Source organism: Sinomonas cellulolyticus (genome assembly GCF_014656475.1).
Taxonomy (GTDB): Bacteria; Actinomycetota; Actinomycetes; order Actinomycetales; family Micrococcaceae; genus Sinomonas; species Sinomonas cellulolyticus.
Genome location: NZ_BNCM01000010.1, coordinates 56,852 through 83,517, shown reverse-complemented (window position 1 = coordinate 83,517; position 26,666 = coordinate 56,852). Strand labels below are relative to the sequence as shown.

The following is a 26,666-nucleotide window of genomic DNA, read 5'->3' as shown; positions in this document are numbered from 1 at the left end:
GGGGCAGACCTAGGTGAAGCGGTGTGGATCTAGTCATCCTCAGGGCTGATCAGCGTCATGATCCGGTTGAGGTCCTCCACCGAGGCGAACTCGATGCTCACCTTCCCTTTGCGAGCACCCAAGGTGATCTTCACGTTGGTGTCCAGACGATCGGCCAGGCTCGACGCCAGGAAGTCCAGGCGCTCGTGTCGGGCATTGTTGCGGGCACTGGAACGACGCGGCTCCTGCGGCTCCTGATAGAGGGCAACGGCCTCTTCAGTCGCCCGGACGGACAGTCCCTCGGACACAATCTTCTGGGCCATGCGCTCGATAGATGCCTCGTCCGGGAGGGAGAGAAGGGCGCGGGCGTGGCCTGCAGAGAGAACGCCGGCCGCTACGCGCCGCTGCACCAGCGGTGGAAGACGAAGAAGCCGAATCGTGTTGGAGACCTGGGGCCGAGAACGTCCAATACGGTCGGCCAGCTCCTCATGCGTCGTGCCGAAGTCCTCGAGCAGCTGCTGGTAGGCAGCTGCCTCTTCGAGCGGATTCAGCTGGCTGCGGTGAAGGTTCTCGAGAAGGGCATCGCGGAGCAGGGCGTCGTCGCCCGTGTCACGGATGATAGCCGGGATGGTATCGAGGCCAGCACCCTGCGCCGCACGCCACCGCCGCTCGCCCATGACGAGTTCGTACGCTTCGCTACCGGATTCGGTTGACTTACGGACTACGATCGGCTGGAGGATACCGATCTCGCGCACGGAGTGCACGAGCTCCGCCATCTCGTCCTCATCGAAGACAGTACGCGGCTGCTTGCGGTTGGGGTGGATGGCCTTGAGTGGAAGTTCAGCGAACTGGGCGCCAGGGACCTCGACAAGATCGAGCTCGTCGTTGCCGTCGTGCTTCGCGGCCCTCGAACCGGCCTTTCCCCGTGAGGAAGAAGCATTCTTCGGCTCGCGAGCCTCCGAACCCTCAGGCGCGGCCTGCACCTCTGTCTCGGGAACGCCGTCGTCCGTCTCGGCAGCTCGCGGAGGGCGGCCACCCGCGTTGGAAGTCGCGCGAGCATCGGACGCCGCCCCGGTGCCACCCCCCTGGTTCCGGGGTTCCTCGGCAGGGGCAGGAGTCTCAGCGATGGGCTCGGCGCCGGCAGGTCCAGTGCGGCCGGTCGAGTCGGGGAAGAAGAGGTCCACGGGGCGTGACGACGTCGTCGGCCCACCGTTCGCCGGGGCGGAGCTGGGAATAAGGGCCCCCAGGCCCCGGCCCAGCCCTCGGCGCTTCTCGCTCATTGCGGTTTCCTCCCTCGCCCGCTGCCGGGCACCTGGCTGTTCGAGTGAATGGGTGACGAGCGTGCCAGCAGACTAGCGTTCGGCGATCTCCGCTGCAGCCTCGAGATACGACAGCGCACCGGTCGACGTCGGGTCGTAGGTCATCACGGTCTGCTGGTAGCTGGGTGCCTCGGAGATGCGCACCGAGCGCGGCACCACGGCTTCGAGGACCTGCTCGGGGAAGTGCTCGCGGACCTCGGCGGCGACCTGGGCCGCGAGGTTCGTACGGCCGTCATACATGGTCAGCAGGATCGTCGACACCCGAAGGTCGGCGTTGAGGTGCTTCTGGATCATCTCGATGTTCTTGAGCAGCTGGCTGAGGCCCTCGAGCGCGTAGTACTCGCACTGGATCGGGATGAGCACTTCGCTTGCCGCGCAGAACGCGTTGACGGTGAGGAGGCCGAGGCTGGGCGGGCAGTCTATGAAGATGTAGTCGAGGCGCGGCTGGCCCGCCTCCTTGCGTGCCACCGCGTAGTTGTCGATTGCACGGCGCAGCCGCTGCTCGCGGGCAACAAGCGAGACGAGCTCGATCTCGGCCCCCGCGAGGTGGATCGTGGCGGGGGCACACACGAGGTTCTCGACGTCGGGGCACGGCGCCACGACCTCCTCGAGCGGTGCGTCGTTGATGAGCACGTCGTAGATGCTCTCCACCTCGGAGTGGTGCTCGATGCCGAGTGCCGTGGAGGCATTGCCCTGCGGGTCGATGTCGATGACCAGGACCTGCATCCCGGCCGACGCGAGGGCCGCAGCGATGTTCACCGTGGTGGTGGTCTTGCCGACGCCGCCCTTCTGGTTGGACACCGTGAAGACGCGGGTCGCCTCAGGCTTGCGGAGGATCCGGCCGTGGAGCCGCTCTCGACGGCGGGCTTCGCTGGCGAGCTGCGAGGCAATGGGGCTGCCCTCGTCGAGGGTCTTGAGGAACGGCTGGGCATCACCCGTGCCCTGGGCGTTCCCCGCAGCGGCGGACTGCGCCGCGGGAGCTGGGTGCGCGGCCGGGGGCATGGCCTCCTCCGAGGCCGCGCGCGGCGAGCCGAGCGTCAGGAAGGGAGGGATCCGTTGGGCCGACGTCTCACCACTGCTCACTGTCAAACTCACTCTCGATTCGCGTCGATTGCCTCACACCAGACTAGCGGCTGAACGGGCCCTCCCGAGGGAGATCAGGCGCCCCCGACGGCGATCCTCACCACGGTGGTCGGCTCGGCGAGCAGCCCCTCACCCACCACGCGCACCTCGGGTGAGTGCCCCTTGTACTTCCGGATTGCCTTGGCGGCCTTCACCACTTCCTCTGCCGCACTGCGGCCCTTGATGGCCACGAGCGTTCCCTCTCCGTCGAGGAGGGGCAGGGTCATGGGGATCAGGGTCGCGAGGGCGGACACGGCACGCGCGGCGACGAAGTCGACGTCGACCGTTCCGGCCACCTGCTCGCCGCGGCCGCGCACCACGGTGACGTTGTCCAGCCCGAGGTCCGCGATCACCTCCTGGAGCCAGACGACGCGGCGCTCCAGCGGTTCGATGAGGGTCAGCCGCAGGTCGGGACGGGCGATGGCGAGGCAGAGGCCCGGCAGTCCGGCACCGCTCCCGACGTCCGCGATCGCGGCGCCCTGCGGGAACTCGGATTCGATGACCGCGCAGTTGAGCACGTGCCGGCTCCAGAGCCGGGGAACCTCCCGCGGGCCGATGAGGCCGCGCTCCATCCCCGAACTGGCCAGATGGCCCACGTAGCGCCGGGCCAACTCGAGGCGGTCGCCGAAGATCTGCTCGGCCGCGTCGAGCTCAGCCCCGGCGAGCTCGGGGACCTCGGCTGCCTCCACCCCTGCTGGCGTCTCGCCCATCGTCACTCTGCCGAGACCACGATGTGGCGGGAGGCGCCCTCGCCTTCCGACTCGCTGATGAAACCGAGGTCTGCGACGGCGTCGTGCACTATCTTGCGCTCGTAGGAGCTCATCGGCTCGAGATGGACCGAGGCCTCGCCGGCCTTGACCCGCTCGACGGCCTTCTCCGCGAGGTCCGCGAGGTGCGTGGAGCGCTCCCCCCGGTACCCGTTGATGTCCAGGACGAGGCGCGAGCGGTTCCCGGTCGAGGCCAGCACGGACAGGCGCGTGAGCTCCTGGAGGGCTTCGAGGACCTCACCGTCCGGGCCCACGAGGATGTCCAGGCCCTCGGCCTCCTCGTCACCGACCACCGAGAGGTAGGAGCGGCCGTTGCGGACCTCGATGTCGATGTCGCCGTCGATGTCAGCAATGTCGAGGAGCTCTTCGAGGTAGTCGGCGGCGATGTCGCCCTCCTCCTCGAGACGGCTCAGCGGGACGGTGGGCTCCTCGTCGGGAGCCGACTCCTCGCCGGCGCTGCCGCTGACAGGGATGTTCTCGGCCGCCGCCTCGGCGGAGGCGTCCGCCGATGCGGTGTCGACCTTCTGGGCGTCCTCGCCCTCGGGCAGGTTCACGGCAGTGCTCTCGGAGGTCATGACTTCTTCTTCCTGTTCTTCCGCTGCGGCTGCTCACGCTGGACCTTCGGCGGCGGCGGGGGCGGCATGTCCTCAGGCTTCATGACCTTGCCGGTGGTGACGTCGATCGGGGCAAGGCCCTTGGCGGCGCGGCGCTCGTTGAGCTCCTTCGCGGCCGGCGAGCCCGGGGCCGGCATCCGCCGGATCACGTAGAACTGCTGGCCCATGGTCCACAGGTTGGAGATGGTCCAGTAGATGAGGACGCCGATGGGGAAGTTGATGCCGCCGATGCCGAAGACGAGCGGGAGGATGTACAGCAGGATCTTCTGCTGCTTCATGAACGGGCTCTGCATGGCGGCCTCGGTCATGTTCTTCGCCATGATCTGCTTCTGCGTGATGAACTGCGAGGCAGTCATCGCGATGATCATGAGGATCGAGAGGACGGCCACGGCAACGGCGTTGCCTCCTCCGCCGTGGAGGAGCGATGCGGAGAGCGGGGCGCCCAGGATGCTTGAGTTGTGGAACTGCTCGACCTGATCGTGGGTCATCGCGCCGATGCCCGTGTTGTTGGCCTGGGCGTTGCTGATGCCGGAGAGCACGCGGAAGAGGCCGAAGAAGAACGGCATCTGGATGAGCATGGGCAGGCACGCGGAGAACGGGTTGGTGCCGTGCTGCTTGTACAGCGCCATCTGCTCCTGTGCCATGGCCTGGCGCGAGAGCTGGTCCGTCTTGCCCTTGTACTTGGCCTGGAGCTTCTGCAGGTCAGGCTGGAGCAGCTGCATGCCGCGCTGCGCCTTGATCTGCTTGACGAACACGGGAATGAGCGCGGCCCGGATCACGAGCACAAGCCCGATGATGGAGGCGGTCCACGTCCACCCGCTCGCGGCGGGGAGGCCGATGAACGAGAGGGCCTCGTGGAAGGCCACCATCACAAATGAGACCAGCCACTCGAAGGGCAGCAGTATGGCGCTTAACGGGTCCATGCGTTTCCCTAGTTCCTCATGTCATTCTCGTTGTCGGTCCAGTAGCGGTCCGGGTGGTTGAGCACCAGGATCCTTGGGAGGCGGTCCTCCGGCCAGTGCCGGTGCCCTTCGGGGACGTGGTCGATTCCCCCGGGGTTCCACGGGTGGCACCTCAGGAGACGGCGCACGGCCAGATACGATCCTCGCACAGCCCCGTGCACGGTGATGGCCTCGAGCGCGTACCCCGAGCAGGAGGGGAAGAACCGGCACACCTGCCCGTAGAGCGGCGAGACCACGGCGCGGTAGGCCTTCAGCAGCAGGATGAGCAGGTTCTGCGGGAGCGTCCACACGAAGCGCACGACGGCGGTTGCCCACCGGAGCGCAGCACGCCGGCCTTCCGCCTCGGGCATCTCAGCCGTGGCCGCCATGCGCATTCCTTCCGCCGCCGGGCATGCTGCCCTGATCTGTCGCTCCTCCGAGGCGGCGCAGGGCTCCCCCGAGCGCAGACTCGTAGTCCTTGCTGAGCTCGGCCCAGCTTGCCTGGGCCGATGCGGGAAGCGCGCGCACCACGACGTCGAGCCCCTCGGGCTGTTCGCGGAGCGTGGACGCAGCCGCCTCCCTCAGCCTCCGTTTAACGAGGTTGCGGGTGACTGCGTTCCCCACGGCCTTGGAGACGATGAAGCCGAAGCGGGTGGGCCGGCTCGGCGTGCTGACCGCATACAGCACGACGTTCCGGCGCCCTTGGCGGACGCCGGAACGTACGGTATGCGTGAAGTCTGCGCCAGTGCGCAGGCGGTGGGCCGCGGCGAGCATCAGGTCATCCCCGGCGCAGTGCCTGCGACGTCGCCGCCGTGCGTGTCAGAACTCAGGCCGAGAGCTCAGCGCGGCCCTTGGACCGGCGGGCGGCCAGGATCGCGCGGCCGGCACGGGTCCGCATGCGAAGGCGGAAACCGTGCTTCTTGGCACGGCGGCGGTTGTTCGGCTGAAAGGTCCGCTTGCTCACTTCTCTCACTCCAGTAGATCGAGCGCGTCTGCCGAACGAGTCGAAGTGCGGGCGGACGCTAGGTTTTCGGGGTCTGCCGCCCCGCCGCGCCTCATGCCGGCCGCCTCCGGACCTCCCTGCTGATCGAGGGCGGCGCGTGGCGTCCGAGGGCATGCGACAGGACAGTAAGCAGACACAAAGGACTTAACGACGTTAGGCCACGACGGCCTCCAGCGTCAATTCGGGCGCGCGCAAGGAGAGCCCTGCGGGCTCTGGCGCGGGGGCTGGCTCCGCTGTCCCCAGCTGTGTCCAACTCCACTCACAGGCCTGTGGACAGTGCGGTTGTGCGGGTGCCCGGATGAACTTCAACAGTGTAATTCATGGTGGCCCCGAACCCAGCTATCTTCTGGGTTGTCCCATCATCTAGTCTGTCTCAGTACCCTCCTCCACGGCTGTGGGTATCCCTGTGGATGAAAACGATCTCCCGGCGGACAGAAGGCATCACAGCACGGGAGGCCGAGGGATGATCAAGCCGTAGAGGAGCACATGGGACCGCAGGAAGCCAACGAGGCCAACACACTTGGCAGTTCGTGGCGCCGGGTGGTGCGTCTCCTCGAGGAAGACGACCGTGTGTCGCCGCGGCAGCGCGGGTTCGTCTCGCTCGCACAGGCCCAAGGGCTCATCGGCTCTACCCTCCTCGTCGCCGTCCCCAACGAGCTGACCCGCGAGGTGCTCCAGGGGCAGATCAAGTCCGCGCTCGACGACGCGCTCCGCTCGGTCTTCTCCGAGGACGTCCGGTGCGCGATCGACGTCGACACCGACCTCGTTCCGGTGCGCGCCGAGGCGTTCGAGTCAGCCCCCCGCCCCGCGTTCAGGGAGGAGCTGCGCGAGGAGGTCCGTCCGGCCCCGACCCCGCCGAGCACGTCACAGGAGTCCAGCCGGCTCAATCCCAAGTACGTGTTCGACACGTTCGTGATCGGCGCGTCGAACCGGTTCGCCCACGCCGCAGCGGTCGCGGTCGCTGAGGCGCCCGCCAAGGCCTACAACCCGCTGTTCATCTACGGCGACTCGGGGCTCGGAAAGACCCACCTGCTGCACGCGATCGGCCACTATGCGCGGCGCCTCTATAACGGGATCCGGGTCCGGTACGTGAACTCGGAGGAGTTCACGAACGACTTCATCAACTCCATCCGCGACGATGAGGGCACGAGCTTCAAGACGACGTACCGCAACGTCGACCTCCTGCTCATCGACGACATCCAGTTCCTCGCCGGCCGCACGGGGACGATGGAGGAGTTCTTCCACACCTTCAACGCGCTGCACAACAGCAACAAGCAGGTGGTCATCACCTCGGACCAGCCGCCCAAGGCACTGCACGGATTCGAGGACCGCATGAAGTCGCGGTTCGAGTGGGGACTCCTGACCGACATCCAGCCGCCGGACCTCGAGACCCGCATCGCCATCCTGAGGAAGAAGGCCAACAGCGAGGGCCTCTCCGCCCCGGATGCGGCCCTCGAGTACATCGCGTCGCGGATCTCGGCCAACATCCGGGAGCTCGAGGGCGCCCTGATCCGCGTGACGGCGTTCGCGAGCCTGAACAAGCAGCCGGTCGACGTCGCGCTGGCCGAGATGGTCCTCAAGGACCTCATCACGGACGACTCCGCCCTGGAGATCACCGCGGACCAGATCCTGGCGGAGACGGCAGCCTACTTCAAGCTCACGGTCGAGGAGCTCAACAGCAAGTCCCGCACGCGCACGCTCGTCACGGCACGCCAGATCGCGATGTACCTCTGCCGGGAGCTGACCGATATGTCGCTTCCGAAGATCGGGCAGGTGCTCGGCGGACGCGACCACACAACCGTGATCCACGCCGACCGGAAGATCCGGGAGCTCATGGCAGAGCGCCGGGCCATCTACAACCAGGTGACGGAGCTGACCAACAAGATCAAGCAGGTCCAGCGGGGGCTGTGATCCGTCCCCGGGGCCGGACGCCGGATCCCGCCTCGCACGCGCGTGTGCCTTATTAACAGGCGCATGTGGACAACCCTGTGGACGGTTAAGTGCACATCCTCGTCCCACGGGCTTACAACCCTCCTCGGCGCTGTGGAAAGCGCGAATGACAGGAATCGGGGCGTCCACAGCCTGCCCTCAGCCGGAGCACGCTCCGTCAACACACCATGAACACCCGGAATCCGCGCCGGAACGCGGCAGAAGCGGGTTATCCACAGTTTCCACAGCACTTATTAACACCACCAAATCCCAAGAATCCAAGAATCGTCAGCCAACAGCTAGCCCGCCCTGCACGACCCGGACTTCCGGCCAGCCTCCAGCCCCCTCTCCGGCTTGAACCCGCGAGTACCGATAGGGCTAAGCTGTGGTCAGCGCCCAGCGAGGGCGGTGCCGGCTCAGATGGCCGCGGCCACGACAGCGATGAAAGGCGGAACGCGTCCGTGAAGTTCCGAGTCGAACGGGATGTCCTCACCGAGGCTGTGAGCTGGGCCGCCCGCTCGCTCTCCCCGCGTCCACCCGTTCCCGTTCTGGCCGGCCTCCTGCTCAAGGCGCACGACGGCGTCGTAAGCCTGAGCAGTTTCGACTACGAGACCTCCGCCCGCCTCGAGATCCCGGCCGAGATCAGCGACGAGGGAACGATCCTCGTCTCCGGCCGCCTCCTCGCAGACATCTGCCGCAGCCTGCCCAACGCACCAGTCGACGTCGAGACCGACGGCACCAAGGTCACCCTCAGCTGCCGCCGCAGCTCCTTCCACCTGGCGACCATGCCGGAGGCCGAATACCCGGCCCTCCCCGCGCTCCCGTCCATCCTCGGCACCGTTCCCGGCGACTCGTTCGCCAAGGGCGTCGCCCAGGTGATTATCGCCGCGAGCAAGGACGACACCCTCCCGATCCTCACCGGCGTGCGCATGGAGATCGAGAACGAGCTGATCACGCTGCTCGCCACCGACCGCTACCGCCTCGCGATGCGCGAGATCCCCTGGCAGCCGGCCAATCCGAGCACCTCGACCTCCGCGCTCGTGAAGGCCAAGACCCTCAGCGAGGTCGCCAAGACCCTCGGCGGCTCGGGTGAACTGAACCTGGCCCTGGCTGACGACGACTCGCGGCTCGTCGGCTTCGAGAGCGCCGGCCGTACCACCACCTCGCTCCTCGTGGACGGCGACTACCCGAAGATCCGCTCGCTCTTCCCGGAGTCCACCCCGATCCACGCGGTGGTCTCCACCCAGGAGCTCGTCGAAGCCGTCCGCCGCGTCTCCCTCGTGGCCGAGCGCAACACCCCGGTCCGGCTCGCCTTCACCGACGGCCTCGTGACCCTCGACGCCGGCACGGGCGAGGACGCACAGGCCTCCGAGGAGCTCGAGGCGCAGCTCACGGGCGAGCCGATCACTGTGGCCTTCAACCCCCACTACCTGATCGAGGGCCTCGCCGTCATCGAGACCCCGTTCGTGCGGTTCTCCTTCACGAGTGCACCCAAGCCGGCCATGATCACCGCCCAGCGCGAGCTCGACGGCGAGGACGAGGACGACTACCGCTACCTCGTCATGCCCGTCCGGCTGCCGAACTAGGATCCCGCCGCCCCACCACGTCCACCGCCCCGCTCACCCACCGCGCGAAGGGATCTCGCTCATGCACATCGGACTCATCGGTCTCGGCAAGATGGGATTCAACATGCGGGAGCGGCTCCGCCGCGCGGGCATCGAGGTCACCGGCTTCGACCGCAACCCGGACGTGGCGGACGTGGCGAGCATCGACGAGCTCGTCGCGGCGCTGCCTGCCCCCCGCATCGTGTGGGTCATGGTCCCGTCCGGGGAGATCACGGACAAGGTCATCACCGAGCTGTCGGAGAAGCTCTCCGAAGGCGATCTGGTGATCGACGGCGGCAACTCGCGCTTCACCGAGGACCAGCGCCACGGTGAGCAGCTGCGCGCCAAGGGGCTGCGGTTCGCAGACTGCGGCGTCTCGGGCGGCGTGTGGGGACTCGAGAACGGCTACGGCCTCATGGCCGGCGGCGACGCTGCGGACATCGAGCTCGCCATGCCGGTGTTCGACGCCCTCCGGCCTGAGGGCGAGCGTGCGGACAGCTTCATCCACGTGGGCGACGTCGGCGCTGGCCACTACGCGAAGATGGTCCACAACGGCATCGAGTACGGCCTCATGCAGTCCTATGCGGAGGGGTACCAGCTGCTCGCCGCGAAGGACATCATCAAGGACCTCCCCGGCACCTTCCGCGCGTGGCAGAAGGGGACGGTCGTGCGCTCGTGGCTCCTCGACCTCGTGGTCAAGGCCCTCGACGAGGACCCGGGCCTGGAGAAGATCGCCGACTATGTCGAGGACTCCGGCGAGGGCCGGTGGACCGTCGAGGAGGCCATCGCGAACGCCATTCCTGCCCCCGCCATCACGGCCGCGCTGTTCGCCCGGTTCGAGTCCCGCGAGGACTCCTCACCGGCGATGAAGATGGTCTCGGCACTGCGGCACCAGTTCGGCGGGCACGCCACCCGCCCCGCCGAATAGGGCGGGGCGTCGCCGGCCGGTGTACGTCGAACGCGTCTCCCTGACGGACTTCCGCTCCTACGCCCAGCTCGACCTCGAGCTCTCCCCCGGGACCACGGTCCTCGTCGGGTACAACGGGGTGGGCAAGACCAACATCGTCGAGGCGCTGGGAATGCTCTCGACCCTCAGCTCGCACCGTGTCAGCTCGGACGCACCCCTCGTGCGCTTCGGCGCGGAGCGTGCGCTCGTCCGGGCGGGGTTCGTCCGCGGCTCGCAGCGCTCCATGCTCGAGCTGGAGATCACCCCGGGCCGCTCGAACCGCGGCCGTATCAACCGTGGCAGCACGATCAGGGCCCGTGACCTGCTCGGGATCGCGAGGACCGTGCTGTTCGCCCCGGAGGACCTTGCCCTCGTCAAGGGGGATCCGTCGGCGCGGCGCAGGTTCCTCGACGAACTCCTCACGGTCCTGCTCCCCCACCTCGCCGGGACCCGGGCAGACTACGACCGCGTGCTCAAGCAGCGCAATGCCCTGCTCAAGAGCGCCCGCGCCGCCCGCTTCTCCCGGCGTGGGCCCGGTGCCGGGGACCCGTCCGGCGCGACGGTCGAGTCGACCCTGGAGGTCTGGGACAGCCATCTCGCCCGCGCGGGCGCGCGACTCCTGGCCGCGCGCCTCGAGCTCGTGGACCGACTCGGGCCGCACCTCGACGCCGCCTACGCGCAGCTCACCGACGGGTCGAAGGTGGCCAGGGCCGTCTACCGCTCGACGGTGGAGGGTGCGGTTCCCGACGCCGAGGAGGAGACGGACGACGGCGGCGACGCGCCGTCGTCCGCCACCGCACCCGCCGCGGCGCGCAGCGGGCTGGCGGGCCTGGACGTGGACGCGATCGCCGAGCGCTTCCTCGCCGCGCTCGTCCAGGCGAGGCCGCGCGAGCTCGAGCGGGGCCTGACCCTCGTGGGCCCGCACCGGGACGACCTCGAGCTGCTGCTGGGAGACGCGCCGGCCAAGGGGTTCGCCTCGCACGGGGAGACGTGGTCGTTCGCGCTCGGGCTCAGGCTCGCCTCCTACTACGTCATGCTGGACGATTCCGCCGTCGCCGGCGACGAACCGATCCTCATCCTCGACGACGTCTTCGCCGAGCTCGACTCCACCCGGCGCGCCCGGCTCGCGGCGATCGTGGCGAAGGCGGAGCAGGTCATCGTGACGGCCGCAGTCGACGGCGACATCCCGCCCGAGCTGGGCGGCCGGCGGATCCGCGTCGTGCCCGGCGGCGTCGACGAGGGCGCCAGGGGCGCCGGGGGCGGAGATGGCTGACCGGCCGGACAAGGGCGCCCGCGGGGATGAGACGCAGGGGTCCGCCGACGGGAGGCCCGGTGCCCCCGACCGCGTGGACGCGGCGAGGGCTGCGCTGAACCGGGTGCGGCAGGCCGCCGAGGCCCGGGGCGAGGTCCGCTCGAGGGCCACCGGTCCGCTCGTCGCAGATCCCCGGGCAGCCCAGGGCGGCTGGGCCCCCGGCCGCAGCCGGCGCCGCACCACCCCGGGCGGCTACAGCGGGCGCGACCCCCAGGGCCTGGGCGCCGTGGTGAACCGCATGGTCGCCGAGCGGGGCTGGGACTCCCCCGTCGCCGTCGGCTCGGTCATGTCACGCTGGGCGGAGCTCGTGGGCCCGGAGATCTCCGCCCACTGCATCCCGGAGAGCTTCGAGGGGACGGACCTGCGCGTGCGGTGCGACTCCACCGCATGGGCCACCCAGCTTCGCCTGCTCAGCTCGAGCCTCCTGGACAGGTTCCGGCGCGAGCTCGGCGAGGGCGTCGTGACCAGGATCCAGGTGCTGGGACCCGCCGCGCCGAGCTGGCGGAAGGGCCCTCGGCACGTGCGCGGCCGCGGCCCGCGGGACACCTACGGGTGAGGCCCGCGCCCGAACGGAGGCGGAATCCCGTGCACGGCGCGTGGGACGCTCAGGAGGCCGGGAGGCGCACTCCCCCTTGGTTGGCCTCCGGACAGGGGCGCCACGAGCCCTTTTTGGGCCGCTGAACCGCATGCATGGGTGGCGCTGTCCGTTCCCGCGCGGGCGAACCGGTAGAATTGACACGTTAAGCCCGCCGAAGTGAAGGGGTCGAGAACGCCTGTGTCTGACGAGAGTGGGACCCGACAGGGGCCCGGAGAGTATGGCGCCAGCAGCATCACCGTGCTCGAGGGGCTCGAGGCCGTCCGCAAGCGGCCCGGCATGTACATCGGATCGACAGGCCCGCGGGGCCTCCACCACCTGGTCTACGAGGTCGTGGACAATTCGGTCGACGAGGCGCTGGCCGGGTACTGCGACCACATCCAGGTGACCCTGCAGAACGACGGCGGTGTGCGCGTCGAGGACAACGGCCGCGGCATCCCGGTGGAGATGCACCCGACGGAGGGCAAGCCCACGGTCGAGGTCGTCATGACCATCCTGCACGCCGGCGGCAAGTTCGGCGGCGGCGGGTACACCGTCTCGGGCGGCCTTCACGGCGTCGGCATCTCCGTGGTCAACGCCCTCTCGACCCGGGTCGACACCGAGGTGCGCCGCGACGGGCACGTGTGGCGCATGTCCTTCCGCGACGGCGGGCACCCGGTGGGCGGCCTCACCGAGGGCGAGGAGACCACCGAGACCGGCACCATCCAGACCTTCTACCCCGACCCCACCATCTTCGACGCCACGGACTTCGACTTCGAGACCCTCCGGGCGCGATTCCAGCAGATGGCCTTCCTCAACAAGGGCCTGCGCATCACCCTCACGGACGAGCGCCGCGGCGAGGAGGAGGAGAGCGAGGTTGCCGGGGAGGAAGGCGAGGACCTTCCCCCCGAGGAGGCAGCCTCGACCCCCAAGCGCCGCGTGGTGGACTACAAGTACGACGACGGGCTCCTGGACTACGTCAAGCACCTCAACTCGTCCAAGAAGATCGAGGTGATCGACGAGGAGGTCATCGCGTTCGAGAGCACCGACCACGAGCGCAGGATGGCACTCGAGGTCGCGATGCAGTGGACCACGGCCTACGCCGAGTCCGTGCACACGTACGCGAACACGATCAACACCCACGAGGGCGGGACCCACGAGGAGGGCTTCCGCGCGGCCATCACGTCCCTCATGAACAGGTATGCGCGCGAGAAGGGCATCCTCAAGGACAAGGACGACAACCTCACGGGCGAGGACGTGCGCGAGGGCCTCACCGCCGTCATCAGCATCAAGCTCGCGGAGCCGCAGTTCGAGGGCCAGACCAAGACCAAGCTCGGCAACTCGGACGCGAAGGGCTTCGTCCAGCGCGTCGTGACGGACCAGCTCGGCGACTGGCTCGAGCGGAACCCCGGCCCTGCCAAGGACGTGATCCGCAAGGCCATGCAGGCCTCCCAGGCCCGCATGGCCGCGCGCAAGGCCCGCGACAACGCCCGCCGCAAGAGCCCGCTCGAGTCCTTCGGCATGCCGGGCAAGCTCTCGGACTGCTCGAGCAAGGACCCCTCGCGCTGCGAGGTGTACATCGTGGAGGGCGACTCGGCCGGCGGCTCCGCGAAGCGGGGGCGCAATCCCGAGACCCAGGCGATCCTGCCGCTGCGCGGCAAGATCCTCAACGTCGAGCGGGCCCGCCTCGACAAGGCCCTCGGCAACGCCGAGGTCCAGTCGATGATCACCGCGTTCGGCACGGGCATCGGCGAGGACTTCGACATCTCCAAGCTGCGCTACCACAAGATCGTCCTCATGGCCGACGCCGACGTGGACGGCCAGCACATCACGACCCTGCTCCTGACGCTCCTGTTCCGGTACATGCGCCCCCTCATCGAGAACGGGTACGTGTTCCTTGCCCAGCCTCCGCTCTACCGCATCAAGTGGTCCAACCACGCGCACGACTACGTGTTCAGCGACCGCGAGCGGGACGAGGCGATCCGCACGGGCATCGCCAACGGCCAGCGCCTGCCGAAGGAGAACGGCATCCAGCGCTACAAGGGCCTCGGCGAGATGGACTACACCGAGCTGTGGGACACCACCATGGACCCGGACCGGCGCACGCTGCTCCAGGTGACGATGGAGGACGCCGCCGCCGCGGACCAGACGTTCTCCGTCCTGATGGGCGACGACGTCGAGTCCCGCCGCCACTTCATCCAGCAGAACGCCAAGGACGTCCGATTCCTGGACATCTGACCTCGGGACGCGAGAGCAAGGACTGTAAGGAGAGAATCTGGTGAGCGACGAGACTCCCGAGAACCCGGACGGCACCCCCGGCGTCGACCGCATCGAGCAGGTGGACCTCCAGACGGAGATGCAGCGGTCCTACCTCGACTACGCGATGGCCGTGATCGTGGGCCGCGCGCTGCCGGACGTGCGCGACGGCCTCAAGCCCGTGCACCGCCGCGTGCTCTACGCGATGTACGACGGCGGCTACCGCCCCGACCGCGGCTTCAACAAGTGCGCCCGCGTGGTCGGCGACGTTATGGGCACCTACCACCCCCACGGCGACATGGCGATCTACGACGCCCTGGTCCGCCTCATCCAGGACTGGGTGATGCGGTACCCGCTCGCGCTCGGGCAGGGCAACTTCGGCTCCCCCGGCAACGACGGCGCCGCCGCGCCCCGGTACACCGAGACGAAGATGGCCCAGCTGGCCCTCGAGATGGTCCGTGACATCGACGAGGAGACCGTCGACTTCCAGGACAACTACGACGGCAAGAACCAGGAGCCCACGGTCCTGCCGGCGCGGTTCCCGAACCTGCTGGTCAACGGCTCCTCGGGCATTGCCGTCGGCATGGCCACCAACATTCCGCCGCACAACCTGCGCGAGGTGGCCGACGGCGTCCAGTGGTACCTCGAGAACCCCGAGGCGACCCGCGAGGAGCTCCTCGAGGCGCTCTTGACCCGCATCAAAGGCCCGGATTTCCCCACCGGCGCGACCATCCTGGGGCGCAAGGGCATCGAGGACGCGTACCGCACCGGCCGAGGCTCGATCACCATGCGCGCCGTGGTGAACGTCGAGGAGATCCAGGGCCGCACGTGCCTCGTGGTCACCGAGCTGCCGTACATGGCCAACCCGGACAACCTGGCCATGAAGATCGCCGAGCTCGTCAAGGACGGCAAGATCGCCGGCATCGCGGACCTGCGCGACGAGACCTCGGGCCGCACCGGCCAGCGCCTCGTGATCGTGCTCAAGCGCGACGCCGTGGCCAAGGTCGTGCTGAACAACCTCTACAAGCACACCCAGCTCCAGGAGAACTTCCCGGCGAACATGCTCGCGATCGTCGACGGCGTGCCGCGCACGCTCTCGCTCGACGCGTTCGTCCGGCACTGGGTGCTGCACCAGATCGACGTCATCGTCCGCCGCACCCGGTTCCGGCTGCGCAAGGCCGAGGAGGAGATCCACATCCTCCGCGGCCTCCTCAAGGCCCTCGACATGCTCGATGAGGTCATCGCCCTCATCCGCCGCTCCCCCACGGTGGAGCAGGCCAGGGACGGCCTCATGGCGCTGCTGGACATCGACGAGCTCCAGGCCCGCGCCATCCTCGACATGCAGCTGCGCCGCCTCGCGGCCCTCGAGCGGCAGAAGATCCAGGACCGCAACGACGAGCTCGAGGCGCTCATCGCCGAGTACAACGCGATCCTCGCCGACCCGGCACGGCAGCGGCAGATCGTCTCGGAGGAGCTCGCCGGCATCGTCGAGAAGTACGGCGACGACCGCCGCACGCGCATCGTGGCCGGCTTCGACGGGGACATGAGCGTCGAGGACCTCATCCCCGAGGAGGAGATGGTCGTCACCATCACCCGCGGCGGGTACGTCAAGCGCACCCGCAGCGACCAGTACCGGCAGCAGCAGCGCGGCGGCAAGGGAGTCCGGGGTGCGCAGCTGCGCGGCGACGACGTCGTGGAGCACTTCTTCGTCACGACGACGCACCACTGGCTCCTGTTCTTCACGAACCTGGGCCGCGTCTACCGCGCCAAGGCGTACGAGCTCGCCGAGGGCGGCCGTGACGCGAAGGGCCAGCACGTGGCGAACCTGCTCGCCTTCCAGCCGGACGAGCGCATCGCCCAGGTCCTCGCACTGCGCGACTACCAGCAGGCGCCCTACCTCGTGCTCGCCACGAAGGGCGGCCTCGTGAAGAAGACCCGCCTCGAGGACTACGACACGAACCGCTCCGCCGGCGTCATCGCGATCAACCTGCGCGACGACGACGAGCTCGTCTCGGCGCAGCTCGTGAGTGAGACCGACGACCTCATGCTCGTCTCCCGCCACGGGCAGTCGCTGCGCTTCACGGCCGACGACGACGCGCTGCGCCCGATGGGCCGCGCCACGAGCGGCGTCACCGGAATGAAGTTCCGCGACGACGACGAGCTGCTCGCCGCCGACGTGGTGATCGACGGCGCCTTCGTGTTCATCGTGACCGAGGGCGGCTACGCCAAGCGCACCGCCGTCGAGGAGTACCGCGTCCAGGGCCGCGGCGGCCTCGGCATCAAGGTGGGCAAGTACCAGGAGGGGCGCGGGCACCTCGTCGGGGCCCTCATCGTCCAGGAGGAGGACGAGGTCCTCGTGGTCATGGAGGGCGGCAAAGTGGTCCGCTCCGCCGTCGCCGGCGTCCCCGCCAAGGGCCGCGACACCATGGGCGTCATCTTCGCCAAGCCGGACAAGCGCGACCGGATCATCGCCGTCGCGAAGAATATCGAGCGCAGTCTGGGCGAGGACGACGAGGAGTCCGAGGAAGGCGCCGAGGAGGCTCATGCCGTAACGTTGGCTGGAGACTCTGACCAGGATCTTGGAGGTACCGAGTGAGCACGCCCGAGAACACGCCGTCGTCAGGCGGGTATCCGCAGGCTGCGCCACCGTCGCGCCCGCCGCAGCGGCCGAGCGCCCCGCCGCAGTCGGCAGGCGCCGGCAGCGGCGTCCAGCGTCCGACCGTCCCGCCGCAGTCCGCGGGTGCCGGCACGCAGCGGCCGGGCCCCCGGCCCGCGGAGCGCCCGCTCACGGCGACCCAGCGTCCGGCCGGCGCGCGCCCCATGACGCAGCGCCCGGGCCAGCCGGGCCTCGTGCGCCCGGCGCCGAAGGCCAAGCAGCGCAGGGCCCGCCTGATCGTGAGCAAGGTGGACACGTGGTCAGTGCTCAAGATGGCGTTCCTGCTGTCCGTCGCGCTGGGCATCGTCACCGTCGTAGCCTCGATCGTGCTGTGGATGGTCCTGGACGTCACCGGCATCTTCGACAAGATCAACGGCCTCCTCGGCGAGATCGGCGGCTCCGAGAGCAGCGGAGCCCTCGACCTGAAGAAGATCGCCTCCCTCGGCCAGGTCGCCTCGTTCGCGACCATCATCGCCGTGGTCAACGTGGTGCTGCTGACCGCGCTCTCCGCCCTCACCGCCGTCCTGTACAACATCTCGGCGACCCTCGTGGGCGGCATCGGGGTGACCCTCACGGACGACTGATGCCGATTTGGCCGCGGGCCGAGATGTGCTGTAGAGTCAAGTCTCGGCCCGGGGGCACTACGGAACATCGGGCCCCATGGGGGCGTATAGCTCAGGCGGTTAGAGCGCTTCGCTGATAACGAAGAGGTCCCAGGTTCAAGTCCTGGTACGCCCACGGAACGTGGTTTTCCGAGCATGATGGAGGTGCCCGTGAAGAGACTGATTGCCTTGGCAGTCGCGGCTTTCGCGGGTGCCTTCCTGTATCGGAAGGCCAAGGAGTCCGAGGCCCAGAAGGACATCTGGAGCGGCTCGACCGATTCGGTCGAGTGACTCTGGTCCGACGGACCACGGGGGCATGGCGCAATTGGTAGCGCACCTGCTTTGCAAGCAGGGGGTTAGGGGTTCGAGTCCCCTTGCCTCCACCGAACGCGGCGAAGGCCGGCTCTCCTCGCGGGGAGCCGGCCTTCGCCGTTCCTGACGCCGCGGCGCCGCGGTGCGGCGTCCCGCCGGAGGCCCCTAGAGTGGGCTGGTGATTCCCCTCTTCGTGGTGCTCGGCGTCCTGGGCGTCTCCGCCTCCGGACCGCTTATCGCCGCCACGCTCGCGGGGACGTCCGTGACGGCCCTGGCGGTTGCGTTCTGGCGCAACGCGCTGGCCGCCGTCGTGATGGCCGTGCCCGTGGCCGTCCGCAGCCCTGGCCAGTTCGGCCGGCTCGGTCGGCGAGAGTACTTCTGGTCGGCGGTGGCCGGCGTGGCCCTTGCCTTCCACTTCGTGTGCTTCATCGTGTCCCTGACCCTGACGTCCGTCGCGGCGTCGACCGCGCTCGTGTGCCTGCAGTCCGGGTGGATCGCCGTCTTCTCCCTCGTGCGTGGCAAGAGGCTGCCCTCCCCGGTGTTGATTGGCCTGGGGCTCGCGTTTGCGGGCGTTGTGGCAATCACCGGTCTGGACCTCGGTTCCTCCCGCGAAGCGGTGCTAGGTGATGTGCTCGCGGTGGCAGGCGGCATCCTCGCCGGCCTGTACACGATGGCCGGCGGCCAAGCGCGCCAGACCATGGGCACGGGAACCTACACGGCCGTCTGCTACAGCGTGTGCGCCCTGCTCGTCGCGGTGATGGCACTGGCCACCGGGCAGCCGCTGACCGGATTCGAGCCGGCGGGCTGGATCGGCATCGCCGCGATCACGCTCGCCGCGCAGATCGTGGGGCACACCGCCTTCAACTACCTCGTCGCGACCCTCAGCCCGCTCGTCGTCTCGATGTTCATCCTCCTCGAGATCCCCGGCGCGGCCCTGCTCGCAGCAGTGTTCCTGCACGAGGTCCTGCCGGCCGGGACCTACGCGGGGCTCGCCCTCATCCTGGCGGGGCTCGCCGTCGTCGTCCTCGGCCAGCGCGGGAGCCGGCAGCGGCGCGGTCGGCCACTCGAGCCGGAACTCGGGACGGACTGAGCGGGTCAGACTCCCCCGCGCTTCACGGGCGGCTGGTTGGCGGCGTGGATGGCGCGCAGCAGCTTGGCGGGGTAGTACACGGAGAGGATCACGGCCATGGGTGCCCGCAGCGTGATCCTCCTGATGTTGTGCGCCCTGTAGGTGCGGTCGAACCTCTGGACGTAGTACCGGTAGTCCCTCGGCGAGTCCTCGAGCCTGCGCGCCGACATCCCCGAGACCATGTCCGGCCAGTACTGGATCCGCAGCCCCTGCTCGGCCAGATGCAGGGACAGGTCGATGTCCTCGTGCATCTCGTCCTTCTCGTCCCGGCAGACTCTGCCCCGGATCGACTCCCACGCCGAGCGCCGCAGCGCCATGTTGGAGCCGAACAGGAACTGGTACTCGTGCCGCGAGAGCCTCAGCAGAAGCTGGCGGACCTTGTCGTCCGCCTTGAGGCCGAACCGGCGCATCGGCATGTCGTAGTAGATCACCGGGCCGGTGGCCGCTTGGACATTGCGGTCCGCGAAGGCCCGCTGGACTTCCTCGACCCAGTCGGGCTCGAGCAGCGAATCGGCGTCGATCCGGCCGAGGACATCACCGGTGGCGTGGTCCAGCCCGAAGTTGCGGGTCGGGATGAGGCCCTGCTCGGTGTTCTGGACCAGGAGCCTGATCGGGGACTCCGGGTACTCCCTCTGCAGCTGCCGGACGATGTCCGAGGTCGAGTCCTTGGACATGTTGTCAACGACGATGATCTCGTGCGCCGGCACCGACTGGTAGATGGCCGCCGTGACGCACTGGCGGATCACGCTCTCCTCGTTGTAGGCAGGGATCACGATCGACACACTCGGTGCAACAGACGGCGGAGCCGCCGCGCGCGAGGCGTCGAGGAGAGCGGGTTCCGGGGACATCACCACCAAATCTAGCAAGCGCACGGCGCCGGGGCGCAGCGAGGGCGCGGCACCGCACGTCATGTGCGGTGCCGCGCCCTCGCTGCGGCGGACTGGCGGTGTCAGGCCTCCGGGGTCTGGTCCTTCTTGTCGCCGTTCGAGGCGGCGTGGATGTTCTTCATCGCCGTCGTCGGGTCCTCCGCGACGTGCTTGCCCTCGGCCTGCCCGGCGTCCTCCGCCTTGGGCTCCTTGGCGGAGTCCTCGAGCACGGCGGCCTGGCCGGCGTCGAGGCTCGCCGAGGCGTCCCTGTCCGCGGCGTCGTCCGGCGTCGTCTCACCCGACTCCGTGGCGGCCGACCCGACAGCCGTGCCCGCACCGGCGGACCCGGCAGCGGTGTCAGCACCGGCGGACGGTGCGGCCGGGGCCGCCTTCTCCGCCGTGATGACAGGCTCGGTCGAGGCGCTCGACGGCGTCGCAGGCACGGGTGCCGGCGTCGCCGCAGGAGTCGTCGCGGTGGACGGCGTCCCGGTGGAGGGGGCGGTGGTCGAGGACGCCGGGGTAGGTGCCGGCGGAACGGCGGCCGGCGTCTTCCAGGGATCCTCGACCGGCTTGGCCGCCTTCCATGCGGCCACGCCCGCGGCGACTGCCGCGGCAACGACGCCGAAGATGAGGAGTCCGCGACGCTTCTTCCGCGGCGGCGTCGAGCTCACTTCATTGGCGGCCTGGCGGACGGCCTTCTGCGCCGCGGCCACGGCGTCACGCGTGGCGGCGTCCGCCTGACGCACCACGCCCGAGTCGGCGAGCTTCTGCGCCACGGAGTCCACGTGCTCCGGGGCGGTCGAGAGCCCGCGGTTGACCGATTCGGCCGCGTGCGCGATGCCCTCCGAGAGCTTCGGGATGTAGGTGTCTGCGACATCTTTGATCGCCGGGGCCGCCTTGTCCACGACCTGGTGCAGGCGGGGGGCGGCGCTGTCCACGGCATCGGTGATGCGCGGCGCGAGCTGCGAGAGGCCCTCCTGGAGGCGCGGGGTCACGACCGCCACGCCCTCGGCCAGGTTGTGAGCGGCCGACTTGAGCCCCTCCTGGATCCGGGGGGACGCAGTGTCGAGGCCCTGCTGGATCCGCGGTACGGCCCACTGGACAGCCGCATCCACGCGCGGCTGCGCCCACTCGCGGGCGTTCTCCACACCCGTGACCACGTTCTGCTGCACGTCCCGGGCAAGGGACTCGCTCGCGTTGAGGCTCTTCTCCACTTGTTTCTTCACGGTTACCTCCGGAATCTGCTGGGACCATCGCCAGCCTACGTGGCGAGCGTGTCGTAGGCTACGGTCACACGGGGCACGCGACCCCTCGGTTCCCCGATTTCACCCAGCGCGGAACAGCCGCAGCACCGGGCGGCGCTCCGGCATGCCGTGGAAGAATGGCGGCCATGAGCGCAATCCCAACCGCCAAGGCAACCATCCACACGAACCACGGCGACATCGTGGTCAACCTCTTCGGCAACCACGCTCCGAAGACGGTCAAGAACTTCGTGGGCCTCGCCACCGGCGAGCAGGCCTGGACCGATCCTGAGACGGGCGAGGACAAGACCGGCACGCCGCTGTACAACGGCACGATCTTCCACCGCATCATCAAGAGCTTCATGATCCAGGGCGGCGACCCCCTCGGCAAGGGCATCGGCGGCCCGGGGTACCGCTTCGACGACGAGATCCACCCCGAGCTCGACTTCAACCAGCCCTACAAGCTCGCCATGGCCAACGCCGGCATCCAGGGCGGCCGCGGCACCAACGGCTCGCAGTTCTTCATCACGACGGCGAACACCGACTGGCTGCTGGGCAAGCACACGATCTTCGGCGAGGTCGCGGACGATGCCTCCAAGAAGGTCGTCGACGAGATCGAGAACGTCCGCACCGGAATGCAGGACCGCCCCGTCGAGGACGTGGTGATCTCCTCGATCGACGTCGAGCAGCTCTGAGCACTGACCGCCGTCTGACGCCGTGAGTTATGGAAGCCCGGCGGCCGGGCCTGAGCAGGTGCCCGTGTGCCCGCGCCACCCCGACCGCGTCTCCTATGTGACGTGCCAGCGCTGTGGGCGGCCGGCGTGCCCGGAGTGCCAGCGGCCGGCCGCCGTCGGCTTCCACTGCGTGGACTGCGTCCGCGAACTCGCGGCGGCCGATCAGGGCCGGAAGGCGAGGACCGTCTACGGAGGCACGGCGCGTCCCGGCGGCCGCCCCGTGGTCACGTTCGCCCTCATCGGCCTGTGCGTCCTGGTCTATGCCCTGCAGTGGCTCGTCCCGAACGACGAGGTCTACCAGGACTTCGCCTACGCGAACTCTGCTGTCCTGACGGCCCAGGAGCCGTGGCGCATGCTCACGAGTGCCTTCCTGCATTCCCAGGGCTTCTTCCTCCACATCCTCCTGAACATGTACACGCTGTGGCTGTTCGGCCAGGCCCTCGAGCCGTACCTCGGCAGGATCAGGTTCCTCGCGGTGTACCTGCTCTCCGCCGTCGGCGGGTCTGTGGGCTACCTCCTGCTCGCGCCGCCGCCCGCGACCGCCGTCATTGGGGCTTCGGGTGCCATCTTCGGCCTCTTCGGAGGGCTGTTCGTGGTGATGCGCCAGCGCGGCGGAGACGTGCGCCAGCTCCTGGTGCTCATCGTGATCAACGCGGTCCTCGGGTTTGTGATCCCGGGCATCGCCTGGCAGGCCCACCTCGGCGGCCTCCTCACCGGCGCTGCGGCGACGGCGGTCATCGCCTACGCGCCGAGGGGGCGCTCCCGCACGGCTGTCCAGACCGGGGGCCTGGTGGCCGTGGCGGTCGTGCTCGCGGTTGCGACCCTCGTGAGAGTCTCCGCGGTGCCCGTCCCGGCGGGCCTCTCGCTCTAGCGACCCGTTGAGTGCCGTCTGAAAACCCCTGTGGAGCAGAGTTCTCCACAGGGGTTTTCCACACTGTGCACAACTTACATCCCTGTAGTTGCCCGGAACAGGCCGTCGGCGGCCCGTCGGTCCCCATCCTGTGGATAAGTTCGCGCACCGCCTGTGGACCGCTGTGGACTCTCAGGCGCCGCCGGAGGCCAGCAGCCCGTCGAGGCGCTCGTAGCCCTCGTTCATGCCGTCCGTCATCCCGGCGGCCAGCATCGCGTCGCGGTCCTGGACCGACTGGAACGTCGAGTGGACCGTGAGGCGGCACCGTCCATCGGGCAGGTCCTCGAGTTCGGCGGTGTCGAGGGAGACGTGCCCCGGGTCGCCCTCGAACTCGAAGGTCTGGACCATGCGGTTCGGCTCGGTCATCTCATGGAACGAGCCGTGGAAGGCGTACCGGGCGCCGTCGTCCCCGGTCTGGACGAACCGGTAGGATCCGCCGCTGCGGGCGTCGTAGCGCTCGACGGTGGTGGAGTACCTGCGCGGGCCGATCCACTGCGCGAAGAGCTCGGGGTCGGTGTGCGCGCGGTACACGCGGGCAGCGGGTGCGTTGAATTCGCGCACGACGTCGACGAACGGGAGCCCCGGCTCGGCGGTCACTCGGGTGGTCTGGGTGGCGGTCATGGCTGTGTTCCTCTCCTCTGCTGGCCGTCCTGGGCGAGCACGGCGTCCAGGCGGCGGTACTTCTCCTCCGCGCGGTCCGCATAGGCGGCGATCCAGGCGGTGAGGGGCCCGAAGGCTTCGGGCTCGAGATGGCAGGGGCGGCGCTGCGCGTCGCGGCTGCGGGTGATGAGGCCGGCGTCCTCGAGCACCTTGAGATGCTTGGACACGGCTTGGACGGTGACGGCGAATGGTGCCGCCAGCTCGTTCACGGTGGCATCGCCGAGGGCGAGGCGGGCCAAGAGCCTGCGGCGGAGGGGGTCGGAGAGCGCCGCGAAGGCGCGGTTGAGGCGGTCCTCTTCAGGCTCACCCAGAACGGTGCCGACGCTTCCCATCGCTTTCCCTCTCCTTGGCCTATGGCTCATTCAATTTACTGGTTGTTCAACTAATCGGTTGAATACTTCAAAAATACGCCCCGTCGCAATCGGCGTCAATGCCGGCGCCATCGGCCGTTGTCCACAGCCCTTGTCCACAGTGTGCGTAACTTACACGCGTGTAGTTCACAGAGCTTTTCGGCACCACCACGCCATCGTCGCAGGCGCGCGCACCTGATGCCGGTCGGTTGTCCCCAGCTGTGGATATCGTTGGGCATAACCGATGGTGACAGTGCCGGATCGTGTCGCCGTCTGTTCATCTGCCGGCAGTAGCATGGCACCGAAGACGGCGCAGTCCCGGGCGCCGCAGGCAGGCGAGGAGACCATGGCGCCACCAGATCCCACCCGGCGCGCAGCGATCGCGGCGCTCTCCGCGGCAGCGGCCTCGCTGCTGGCCGGCTGCGCCGATGCCCCGAGCCCCATCGCCGCCCTTCCAGCGGCTCGGCCGTCGGACAGCCCATCGGCGTCGGCGAGCCCCGCGCCGTCGTCCGCTACCCCCACCGCTACCCCCGCGCCGCACTTCGCTTCCGACTACGCCATTCCGCCGGTTCAGGGTGGCCTCGCTCCGGTGATCACCCGCGTGGCCACCAAGCAGCCGGTCGTGTTCCTCACGATCGATGACGGTGCGACGAAGAATCCGGAATCGCTCGCGCTGCTCGAGAAGTACGGCTACCCGGCCACGCTGTTCCTCACGAAGTCCGCCATGGGTGACAACCCGGCATTCTTCAAGGGCTTCGCCCAGCGCGGAGACCACGTCCAGGACCACACCATCAGCCACGACACCACGATGAGCACCAAGCCCTACGGCTACCAGTTCGGCGAGATCAAGGGCATGAAGGACTACATCACTGCGACGTACGGGACGGCGCCCACGCTGTTCCGGCCGCCGGGCGGCGCCTACTCGGGCGCCATGCGCAAGGCAGTGGCCGACGCCGGGCTCAAGGCGATCATCCACTGGGAGGCCAAGGCCAATGCCGGGTCCATGCAGTACCAGTACGGCAACGCACTGCGGCCGGGCGACATCGTGCTGATGCACTTCCGGCCCGAGTTCGCCTCGGACCTGGCCGCGTTCCGCGCGGCACACCTGGCCGCGGGACTGACAGTCGTGCGCCTCGAGGACTTCATCGGCGCGTAGCCCGGGCGCCTCCCGAACGGCGGCGTCCCGGCGTAGGCTCGGCCCAGGAGGTGCGCCATGAGCAATCTGGAAGCCCACCCGGTCGAGACCCTGTGTGCCGACAGGCCCGGGGGCGCCGGAGTCGAGGTCATCGAGCCCCGTGATGTGCCGCTCGGAGGACCCCGGGCGATGACCGTGCGGCGCACGCTTCCCTCCAAGGAACGCTCCCTCGTCGGTGCGTGGTGCTTCCTCGACCACTACGGCCCGGACGACGTCTCCGCCACCGGCGGGATGCGGGTCCCGCCGCATCCCCACACCGGTCTGCAGACGATCAGCTGGCTGTTCACGGGCGAGATCGAGCACCGCGACAGCGCCGGCCACCAGGCCATGGTCCGCCCGGGCGAGCTGAACCTCATGACCGCTGGCCGCGGCATCAACCACTCCGAATACTCCACGCCCGGCACCGAGCTCCTGCACGGGGTGCAGCTGTGGACGGCGATGCCGGAGCCGTTCCGCGGCGCTCCCCCGGGATTCGAGCGGTACGTCCCGCGCGCCGTCGTGCTCCGCGACCGCACCGGGACCACCGCCGGAGAGCTGCGCGTCTTCCTCGGCTCCCTGCACGGCGAGGCCTCCCCCGTGCGGACCTACACGGCGCTGCTCGGCGCCGAGGCCGTGCTCGAGCCCGGCGCGAGCGTTGAGCTGGAGCTTGCCGGGGAGTTCGAGCATGCCTTCCTGCCCGACGGCGGCGTTCTCGAGGTCGACGGCGACACGGTGCCCGAGGCGCATCTGGCCTACGTGGCGCCCGGGCCGGGGTCGGTGGGGCTCGCCAATCCGGGAGAGGGCCGGGTGCGCGTGATGATCCTCGGGGGGCCGCCGTTCGAGGAGGAGATCACGATGTGGTGGAACTTCGTGGGCCGCTCCCACGAGGAGATCGTCGGATACCGCGAAGCGTGGAACGCCGAGCTTGCGGCGGCCGAGCGCGGAGGGGATCAGGCGGACGACGGCGCCCCGTTCGGACCCGTCGTCGAGCGCACCGGGGGCGAGGCGCCCCTTCCCGCGCCTCCCCTGCCCAACGTCCGGCTGCGGCCGCGGCCGAGGGCCAGGCAGACCGGACGCAGAACCGAGGAGAAGGAAGTGCCCATGAGCGTCGAGGAGTCCGAGAAGAAGGCGGCCGCGGCCGAGTTCGTCCACGCCGAGCAGAGGCACCGGTACGAGGTCCACGTCGGCGGCGCGACAGCCGGCTTCACCCAGTACCGGGTGCAGGAGGACGGCGAGGTCCTGGCCTTCGACCACACCGAGGTGGCGGACGGCTACTCGGGTCTGGGCCTCGCCGGCAAGCTCGTGGCGTTCGCGCTCGACGACGTCCGGGCGAAGGGCCAGCGGATCCGCCCCTACTGCCCGTACGTGCGCGCCTTCCTCAAGCGCCACCCGGAGTACAGCGACCTGGTCGAGGCCGGCTTCACTCCCCCGGAGGACTGACCGCCTCTTCAGAGGGCTGTTGTCCACAGCCCTATCCACGACGTGGATAACTTACAGGCGTGTTCTTCCCGGTGACTGGCCAGTATCCACGGGTTTTCCCACAGTCTGTGGATAACTTCGGCCCGGGCGGTGCACAGGCGGTGGACAGCCGGACGGGTCGCGGGACCTGGGTGCTAGCGTGGGCGCACCAGCACCATCGGAGCTCCGGGGGCCTCTGCGGAGCGCG

At 69.0% G+C, this 26,666-nt stretch carries 26 protein-coding genes and 2 tRNA genes; 16 read left to right on the top strand and 12 right to left on the bottom strand.

Annotated elements, in window-relative coordinates; translation table 11 throughout:
* Positions 1–29 precede the first annotated feature (29 nt).
* The 8 genes from IE231_RS13050 to rpmH form a co-directional block, all read right to left on the bottom strand.
* Positions 30–1,259 carry a ParB/RepB/Spo0J family partition protein gene (locus IE231_RS13050; protein WP_189694403.1) on the bottom strand — a complete coding sequence of 410 codons (1,230 nt, stop codon included), beginning with the start codon at positions 1,257–1,259 and terminating at the stop codon, positions 30–32.
* A gap of 72 nt (positions 1,260–1,331) precedes the next feature.
* Positions 1,332–2,381, bottom strand: coding sequence for a ParA family protein (locus tag IE231_RS13045; RefSeq protein ID WP_229866917.1), 1,050 nt, complete (start codon positions 2,379–2,381; stop codon positions 1,332–1,334).
* 74 nt (positions 2,382–2,455) lie between these two features.
* Complete coding sequence (rsmG, locus tag IE231_RS13040) at positions 2,456–3,130, bottom strand: 16S rRNA (guanine(527)-N(7))-methyltransferase RsmG (RefSeq protein ID WP_189694402.1); 675 nt, start codon at positions 3,128–3,130, stop codon at positions 2,456–2,458.
* Between the two features lie 2 nt (positions 3,131–3,132).
* Positions 3,133–3,762, bottom strand: a complete 630-nt coding sequence (locus IE231_RS13035; RefSeq protein WP_189694401.1) for a Jag family protein — start codon at positions 3,760–3,762, stop codon at positions 3,133–3,135.
* Positions 3,759–4,724: a membrane protein insertase YidC gene (gene yidC, locus IE231_RS13030; protein ID WP_189694400.1), complete on the bottom strand. Its 966-nt coding sequence runs from the start codon at positions 4,722–4,724 to the stop codon at positions 3,759–3,761. The genes IE231_RS13035 and yidC overlap by 4 nt, the downstream gene beginning before the upstream one ends.
* An 8-nt stretch (positions 4,725–4,732) precedes the next feature.
* Positions 4,733–5,113, bottom strand: coding sequence for a membrane protein insertion efficiency factor YidD (gene yidD, locus IE231_RS13025; protein WP_189694461.1), 381 nt, complete (start codon positions 5,111–5,113; stop codon positions 4,733–4,735).
* 1 nt (position 5,114) lies between these two features.
* Positions 5,115–5,516, bottom strand: coding sequence for a ribonuclease P protein component (gene rnpA / locus IE231_RS13020; protein ID WP_189694399.1), 402 nt, complete (start codon positions 5,514–5,516; stop codon positions 5,115–5,117).
* A gap of 52 nt (positions 5,517–5,568) precedes the next feature.
* Entirely contained in the window at positions 5,569–5,706 is a 138-nt protein-coding gene (gene rpmH / locus IE231_RS13015) for a 50S ribosomal protein L34 (RefSeq protein ID WP_084249685.1), read from the bottom strand.
* A 525-nt stretch (positions 5,707–6,231) separates the two neighbouring features.
* Here rpmH and dnaA point away from each other — a divergent pair.
* The 12 genes from dnaA to IE231_RS12960 all read left to right on the top strand — a co-directional run bounded on the left by dnaA (position 6,232) and on the right by IE231_RS12960 (position 19,026).
* The gene (dnaA, locus tag IE231_RS13010) at positions 6,232–7,656 is read left to right on the top strand and encodes a chromosomal replication initiator protein DnaA (protein ID WP_189694398.1); all 1,425 of its coding nucleotides are present in this window, start codon (positions 6,232–6,234) and stop codon (positions 7,654–7,656) included.
* A gap of 479 nt (positions 7,657–8,135) precedes the next feature.
* Positions 8,136–9,260 (top strand): DNA polymerase III subunit beta, encoded by a 1,125-nt coding sequence (gene dnaN / locus IE231_RS13005; RefSeq protein WP_189694397.1) that lies wholly within the window; start codon positions 8,136–8,138, stop codon positions 9,258–9,260.
* Between the two features lies 1 nt (position 9,261).
* Positions 9,262–10,206, top strand: coding sequence for a phosphogluconate dehydrogenase (NAD(+)-dependent, decarboxylating) (gene gnd / locus IE231_RS13000; protein ID WP_374189460.1), 945 nt, complete (start codon positions 9,262–9,264; stop codon positions 10,204–10,206).
* Between the two features lie 19 nt (positions 10,207–10,225).
* Complete coding sequence (gene recF, locus IE231_RS12995; protein ID WP_189694395.1) at positions 10,226–11,497, top strand: DNA replication/repair protein RecF; 1,272 nt, start codon at positions 10,226–10,228, stop codon at positions 11,495–11,497.
* Positions 11,490–12,092: a DciA family protein gene (locus IE231_RS12990; RefSeq protein WP_189694394.1), complete on the top strand. Its 603-nt coding sequence runs from the start codon at positions 11,490–11,492 to the stop codon at positions 12,090–12,092. The genes recF and IE231_RS12990 overlap by 8 nt, the downstream gene beginning before the upstream one ends.
* A 219-nt stretch (positions 12,093–12,311) precedes the next feature.
* Positions 12,312–14,348 (top strand): DNA topoisomerase (ATP-hydrolyzing) subunit B, encoded by a 2,037-nt coding sequence (gene gyrB / locus IE231_RS12985; RefSeq protein WP_229866916.1) that lies wholly within the window; start codon positions 12,312–12,314, stop codon positions 14,346–14,348.
* A 40-nt stretch (positions 14,349–14,388) separates the two neighbouring features.
* Entirely contained in the window at positions 14,389–16,962 is a 2,574-nt protein-coding gene (gene gyrA, locus IE231_RS12980) for a DNA gyrase subunit A (RefSeq protein ID WP_229866911.1), read from the top strand.
* The gene (locus IE231_RS12975; RefSeq protein WP_189694392.1) at positions 16,959–17,606 is read left to right on the top strand and encodes a DUF3566 domain-containing protein; all 648 of its coding nucleotides are present in this window, start codon (positions 16,959–16,961) and stop codon (positions 17,604–17,606) included. The genes gyrA and IE231_RS12975 overlap by 4 nt, the downstream gene beginning before the upstream one ends.
* An 80-nt stretch (positions 17,607–17,686) precedes the next feature.
* A tRNA-Ile gene (locus IE231_RS12970) sits at positions 17,687–17,760 on the top strand.
* Between the two features lie 35 nt (positions 17,761–17,795).
* Positions 17,796–17,915, top strand: a complete 120-nt coding sequence (locus IE231_RS18285) for a DLW-39 family protein (protein WP_229866904.1) — start codon at positions 17,796–17,798, stop codon at positions 17,913–17,915.
* Between the two features lie 19 nt (positions 17,916–17,934).
* A tRNA-Ala gene (locus IE231_RS12965) sits at positions 17,935–18,007 on the top strand.
* 107 nt (positions 18,008–18,114) lie between these two features.
* A complete protein-coding gene (locus IE231_RS12960) occupies positions 18,115–19,026 on the top strand; it encodes a DMT family transporter (RefSeq protein WP_374189458.1) in 912 nt (303 codons plus the stop codon).
* A gap of 5 nt (positions 19,027–19,031) precedes the next feature.
* Here the strand turns inward: IE231_RS12960 and IE231_RS12955 are convergent, their stop codons facing one another.
* The gene (locus tag IE231_RS12955) at positions 19,032–19,913 is read right to left on the bottom strand and encodes a glycosyltransferase family 2 protein (protein ID WP_189694391.1); all 882 of its coding nucleotides are present in this window, start codon (positions 19,911–19,913) and stop codon (positions 19,032–19,034) included.
* A gap of 101 nt (positions 19,914–20,014) precedes the next feature.
* Positions 20,015–21,157, bottom strand: a complete 1,143-nt coding sequence (locus IE231_RS12950) for a hypothetical protein (RefSeq protein ID WP_229866902.1) — start codon at positions 21,155–21,157, stop codon at positions 20,015–20,017.
* 164 nt (positions 21,158–21,321) lie between these two features.
* Between IE231_RS12950 and IE231_RS12945 the strand changes: the two genes are divergently transcribed.
* Both IE231_RS12945 and IE231_RS12940 read left to right on the top strand, forming a co-directional pair.
* Positions 21,322–21,867 carry a peptidylprolyl isomerase gene (locus tag IE231_RS12945; protein WP_189694390.1) on the top strand — a complete coding sequence of 182 codons (546 nt, stop codon included), beginning with the start codon at positions 21,322–21,324 and terminating at the stop codon, positions 21,865–21,867.
* 22 nt (positions 21,868–21,889) lie between these two features.
* Positions 21,890–22,777, top strand: a complete 888-nt coding sequence (locus IE231_RS12940; protein ID WP_189694389.1) for a rhomboid family intramembrane serine protease — start codon at positions 21,890–21,892, stop codon at positions 22,775–22,777.
* 171 nt (positions 22,778–22,948) lie between these two features.
* Here IE231_RS12940 and IE231_RS12935 read toward each other — a convergent pair whose 3' ends face one another.
* On the bottom strand, positions 22,949–23,437 hold the full coding sequence (locus IE231_RS12935) for an SRPBCC family protein (protein WP_189694388.1): 489 nt from the start codon (positions 23,435–23,437) through the stop codon (positions 22,949–22,951).
* Positions 23,434–23,808 carry an ArsR/SmtB family transcription factor gene (locus IE231_RS12930; protein ID WP_189694387.1) on the bottom strand — a complete coding sequence of 125 codons (375 nt, stop codon included), beginning with the start codon at positions 23,806–23,808 and terminating at the stop codon, positions 23,434–23,436. Before IE231_RS12930 ends, IE231_RS12935 begins: the two co-directional genes overlap by 4 nt.
* Before the next feature lie 313 nt (positions 23,809–24,121).
* Here IE231_RS12930 and IE231_RS12925 point away from each other — a divergent pair, with 313 nt between their 5' ends.
* Together IE231_RS12925 and IE231_RS12920 are read left to right on the top strand one after the other, a co-directional pair.
* On the top strand, positions 24,122–24,982 hold the full coding sequence (locus IE231_RS12925) for a polysaccharide deacetylase family protein (RefSeq protein ID WP_229866900.1): 861 nt from the start codon (positions 24,122–24,124) through the stop codon (positions 24,980–24,982).
* A gap of 57 nt (positions 24,983–25,039) precedes the next feature.
* On the top strand, positions 25,040–26,440 hold the full coding sequence (locus tag IE231_RS12920; protein ID WP_189694386.1) for a bifunctional pirin family protein/GNAT family N-acetyltransferase: 1,401 nt from the start codon (positions 25,040–25,042) through the stop codon (positions 26,438–26,440).
* The last annotated feature ends 226 nt before the right edge of the window (positions 26,441–26,666 follow it).

Coding starts and splice junctions, on each gene's coding strand:
- IE231_RS12930 (WP_189694387.1), bottom strand. CDS start 23,808: ATGGGAAGCGTCGGCACCGTTCTGGGTGAGCCTGAAGAGGACCGCCTC.
- IE231_RS12920 (WP_189694386.1), top strand. CDS start 25,040: ATGAGCAATCTGGAAGCCCACCCGGTCGAGACCCTGTGTGCCGACAGG.
- IE231_RS12925 (WP_229866900.1), top strand. CDS start 24,122: ATGGCACCGAAGACGGCGCAGTCCCGGGCGCCGCAGGCAGGCGAGGAG.
- IE231_RS12935 (WP_189694388.1), bottom strand. CDS start 23,437: ATGACCGCCACCCAGACCACCCGAGTGACCGCCGAGCCGGGGCTCCCG.
- yidC (WP_189694400.1), bottom strand. CDS start 4,724: ATGGACCCGTTAAGCGCCATACTGCTGCCCTTCGAGTGGCTGGTCTCA.
- rnpA (WP_189694399.1), bottom strand. CDS start 5,516: ATGCTCGCCGCGGCCCACCGCCTGCGCACTGGCGCAGACTTCACGCAT.
- dnaA (WP_189694398.1), top strand. CDS start 6,232: ATGGGACCGCAGGAAGCCAACGAGGCCAACACACTTGGCAGTTCGTGG.
- yidD (WP_189694461.1), bottom strand. CDS start 5,113: ATGCCCGAGGCGGAAGGCCGGCGTGCTGCGCTCCGGTGGGCAACCGCC.
- IE231_RS13035 (WP_189694401.1), bottom strand. CDS start 3,762: ATGACCTCCGAGAGCACTGCCGTGAACCTGCCCGAGGGCGAGGACGCC.
- IE231_RS12945 (WP_189694390.1), top strand. CDS start 21,322: ATGAGCGCAATCCCAACCGCCAAGGCAACCATCCACACGAACCACGGC.
- IE231_RS13050 (WP_189694403.1), bottom strand. CDS start 1,259: ATGAGCGAGAAGCGCCGAGGGCTGGGCCGGGGCCTGGGGGCCCTTATT.
- rsmG (WP_189694402.1), bottom strand. CDS start 3,130: ATGGGCGAGACGCCAGCAGGGGTGGAGGCAGCCGAGGTCCCCGAGCTC.
- IE231_RS12955 (WP_189694391.1), bottom strand. CDS start 19,913: ATGTCCCCGGAACCCGCTCTCCTCGACGCCTCGCGCGCGGCGGCTCCG.
- IE231_RS12990 (WP_189694394.1), top strand. CDS start 11,490: ATGGCTGACCGGCCGGACAAGGGCGCCCGCGGGGATGAGACGCAGGGG.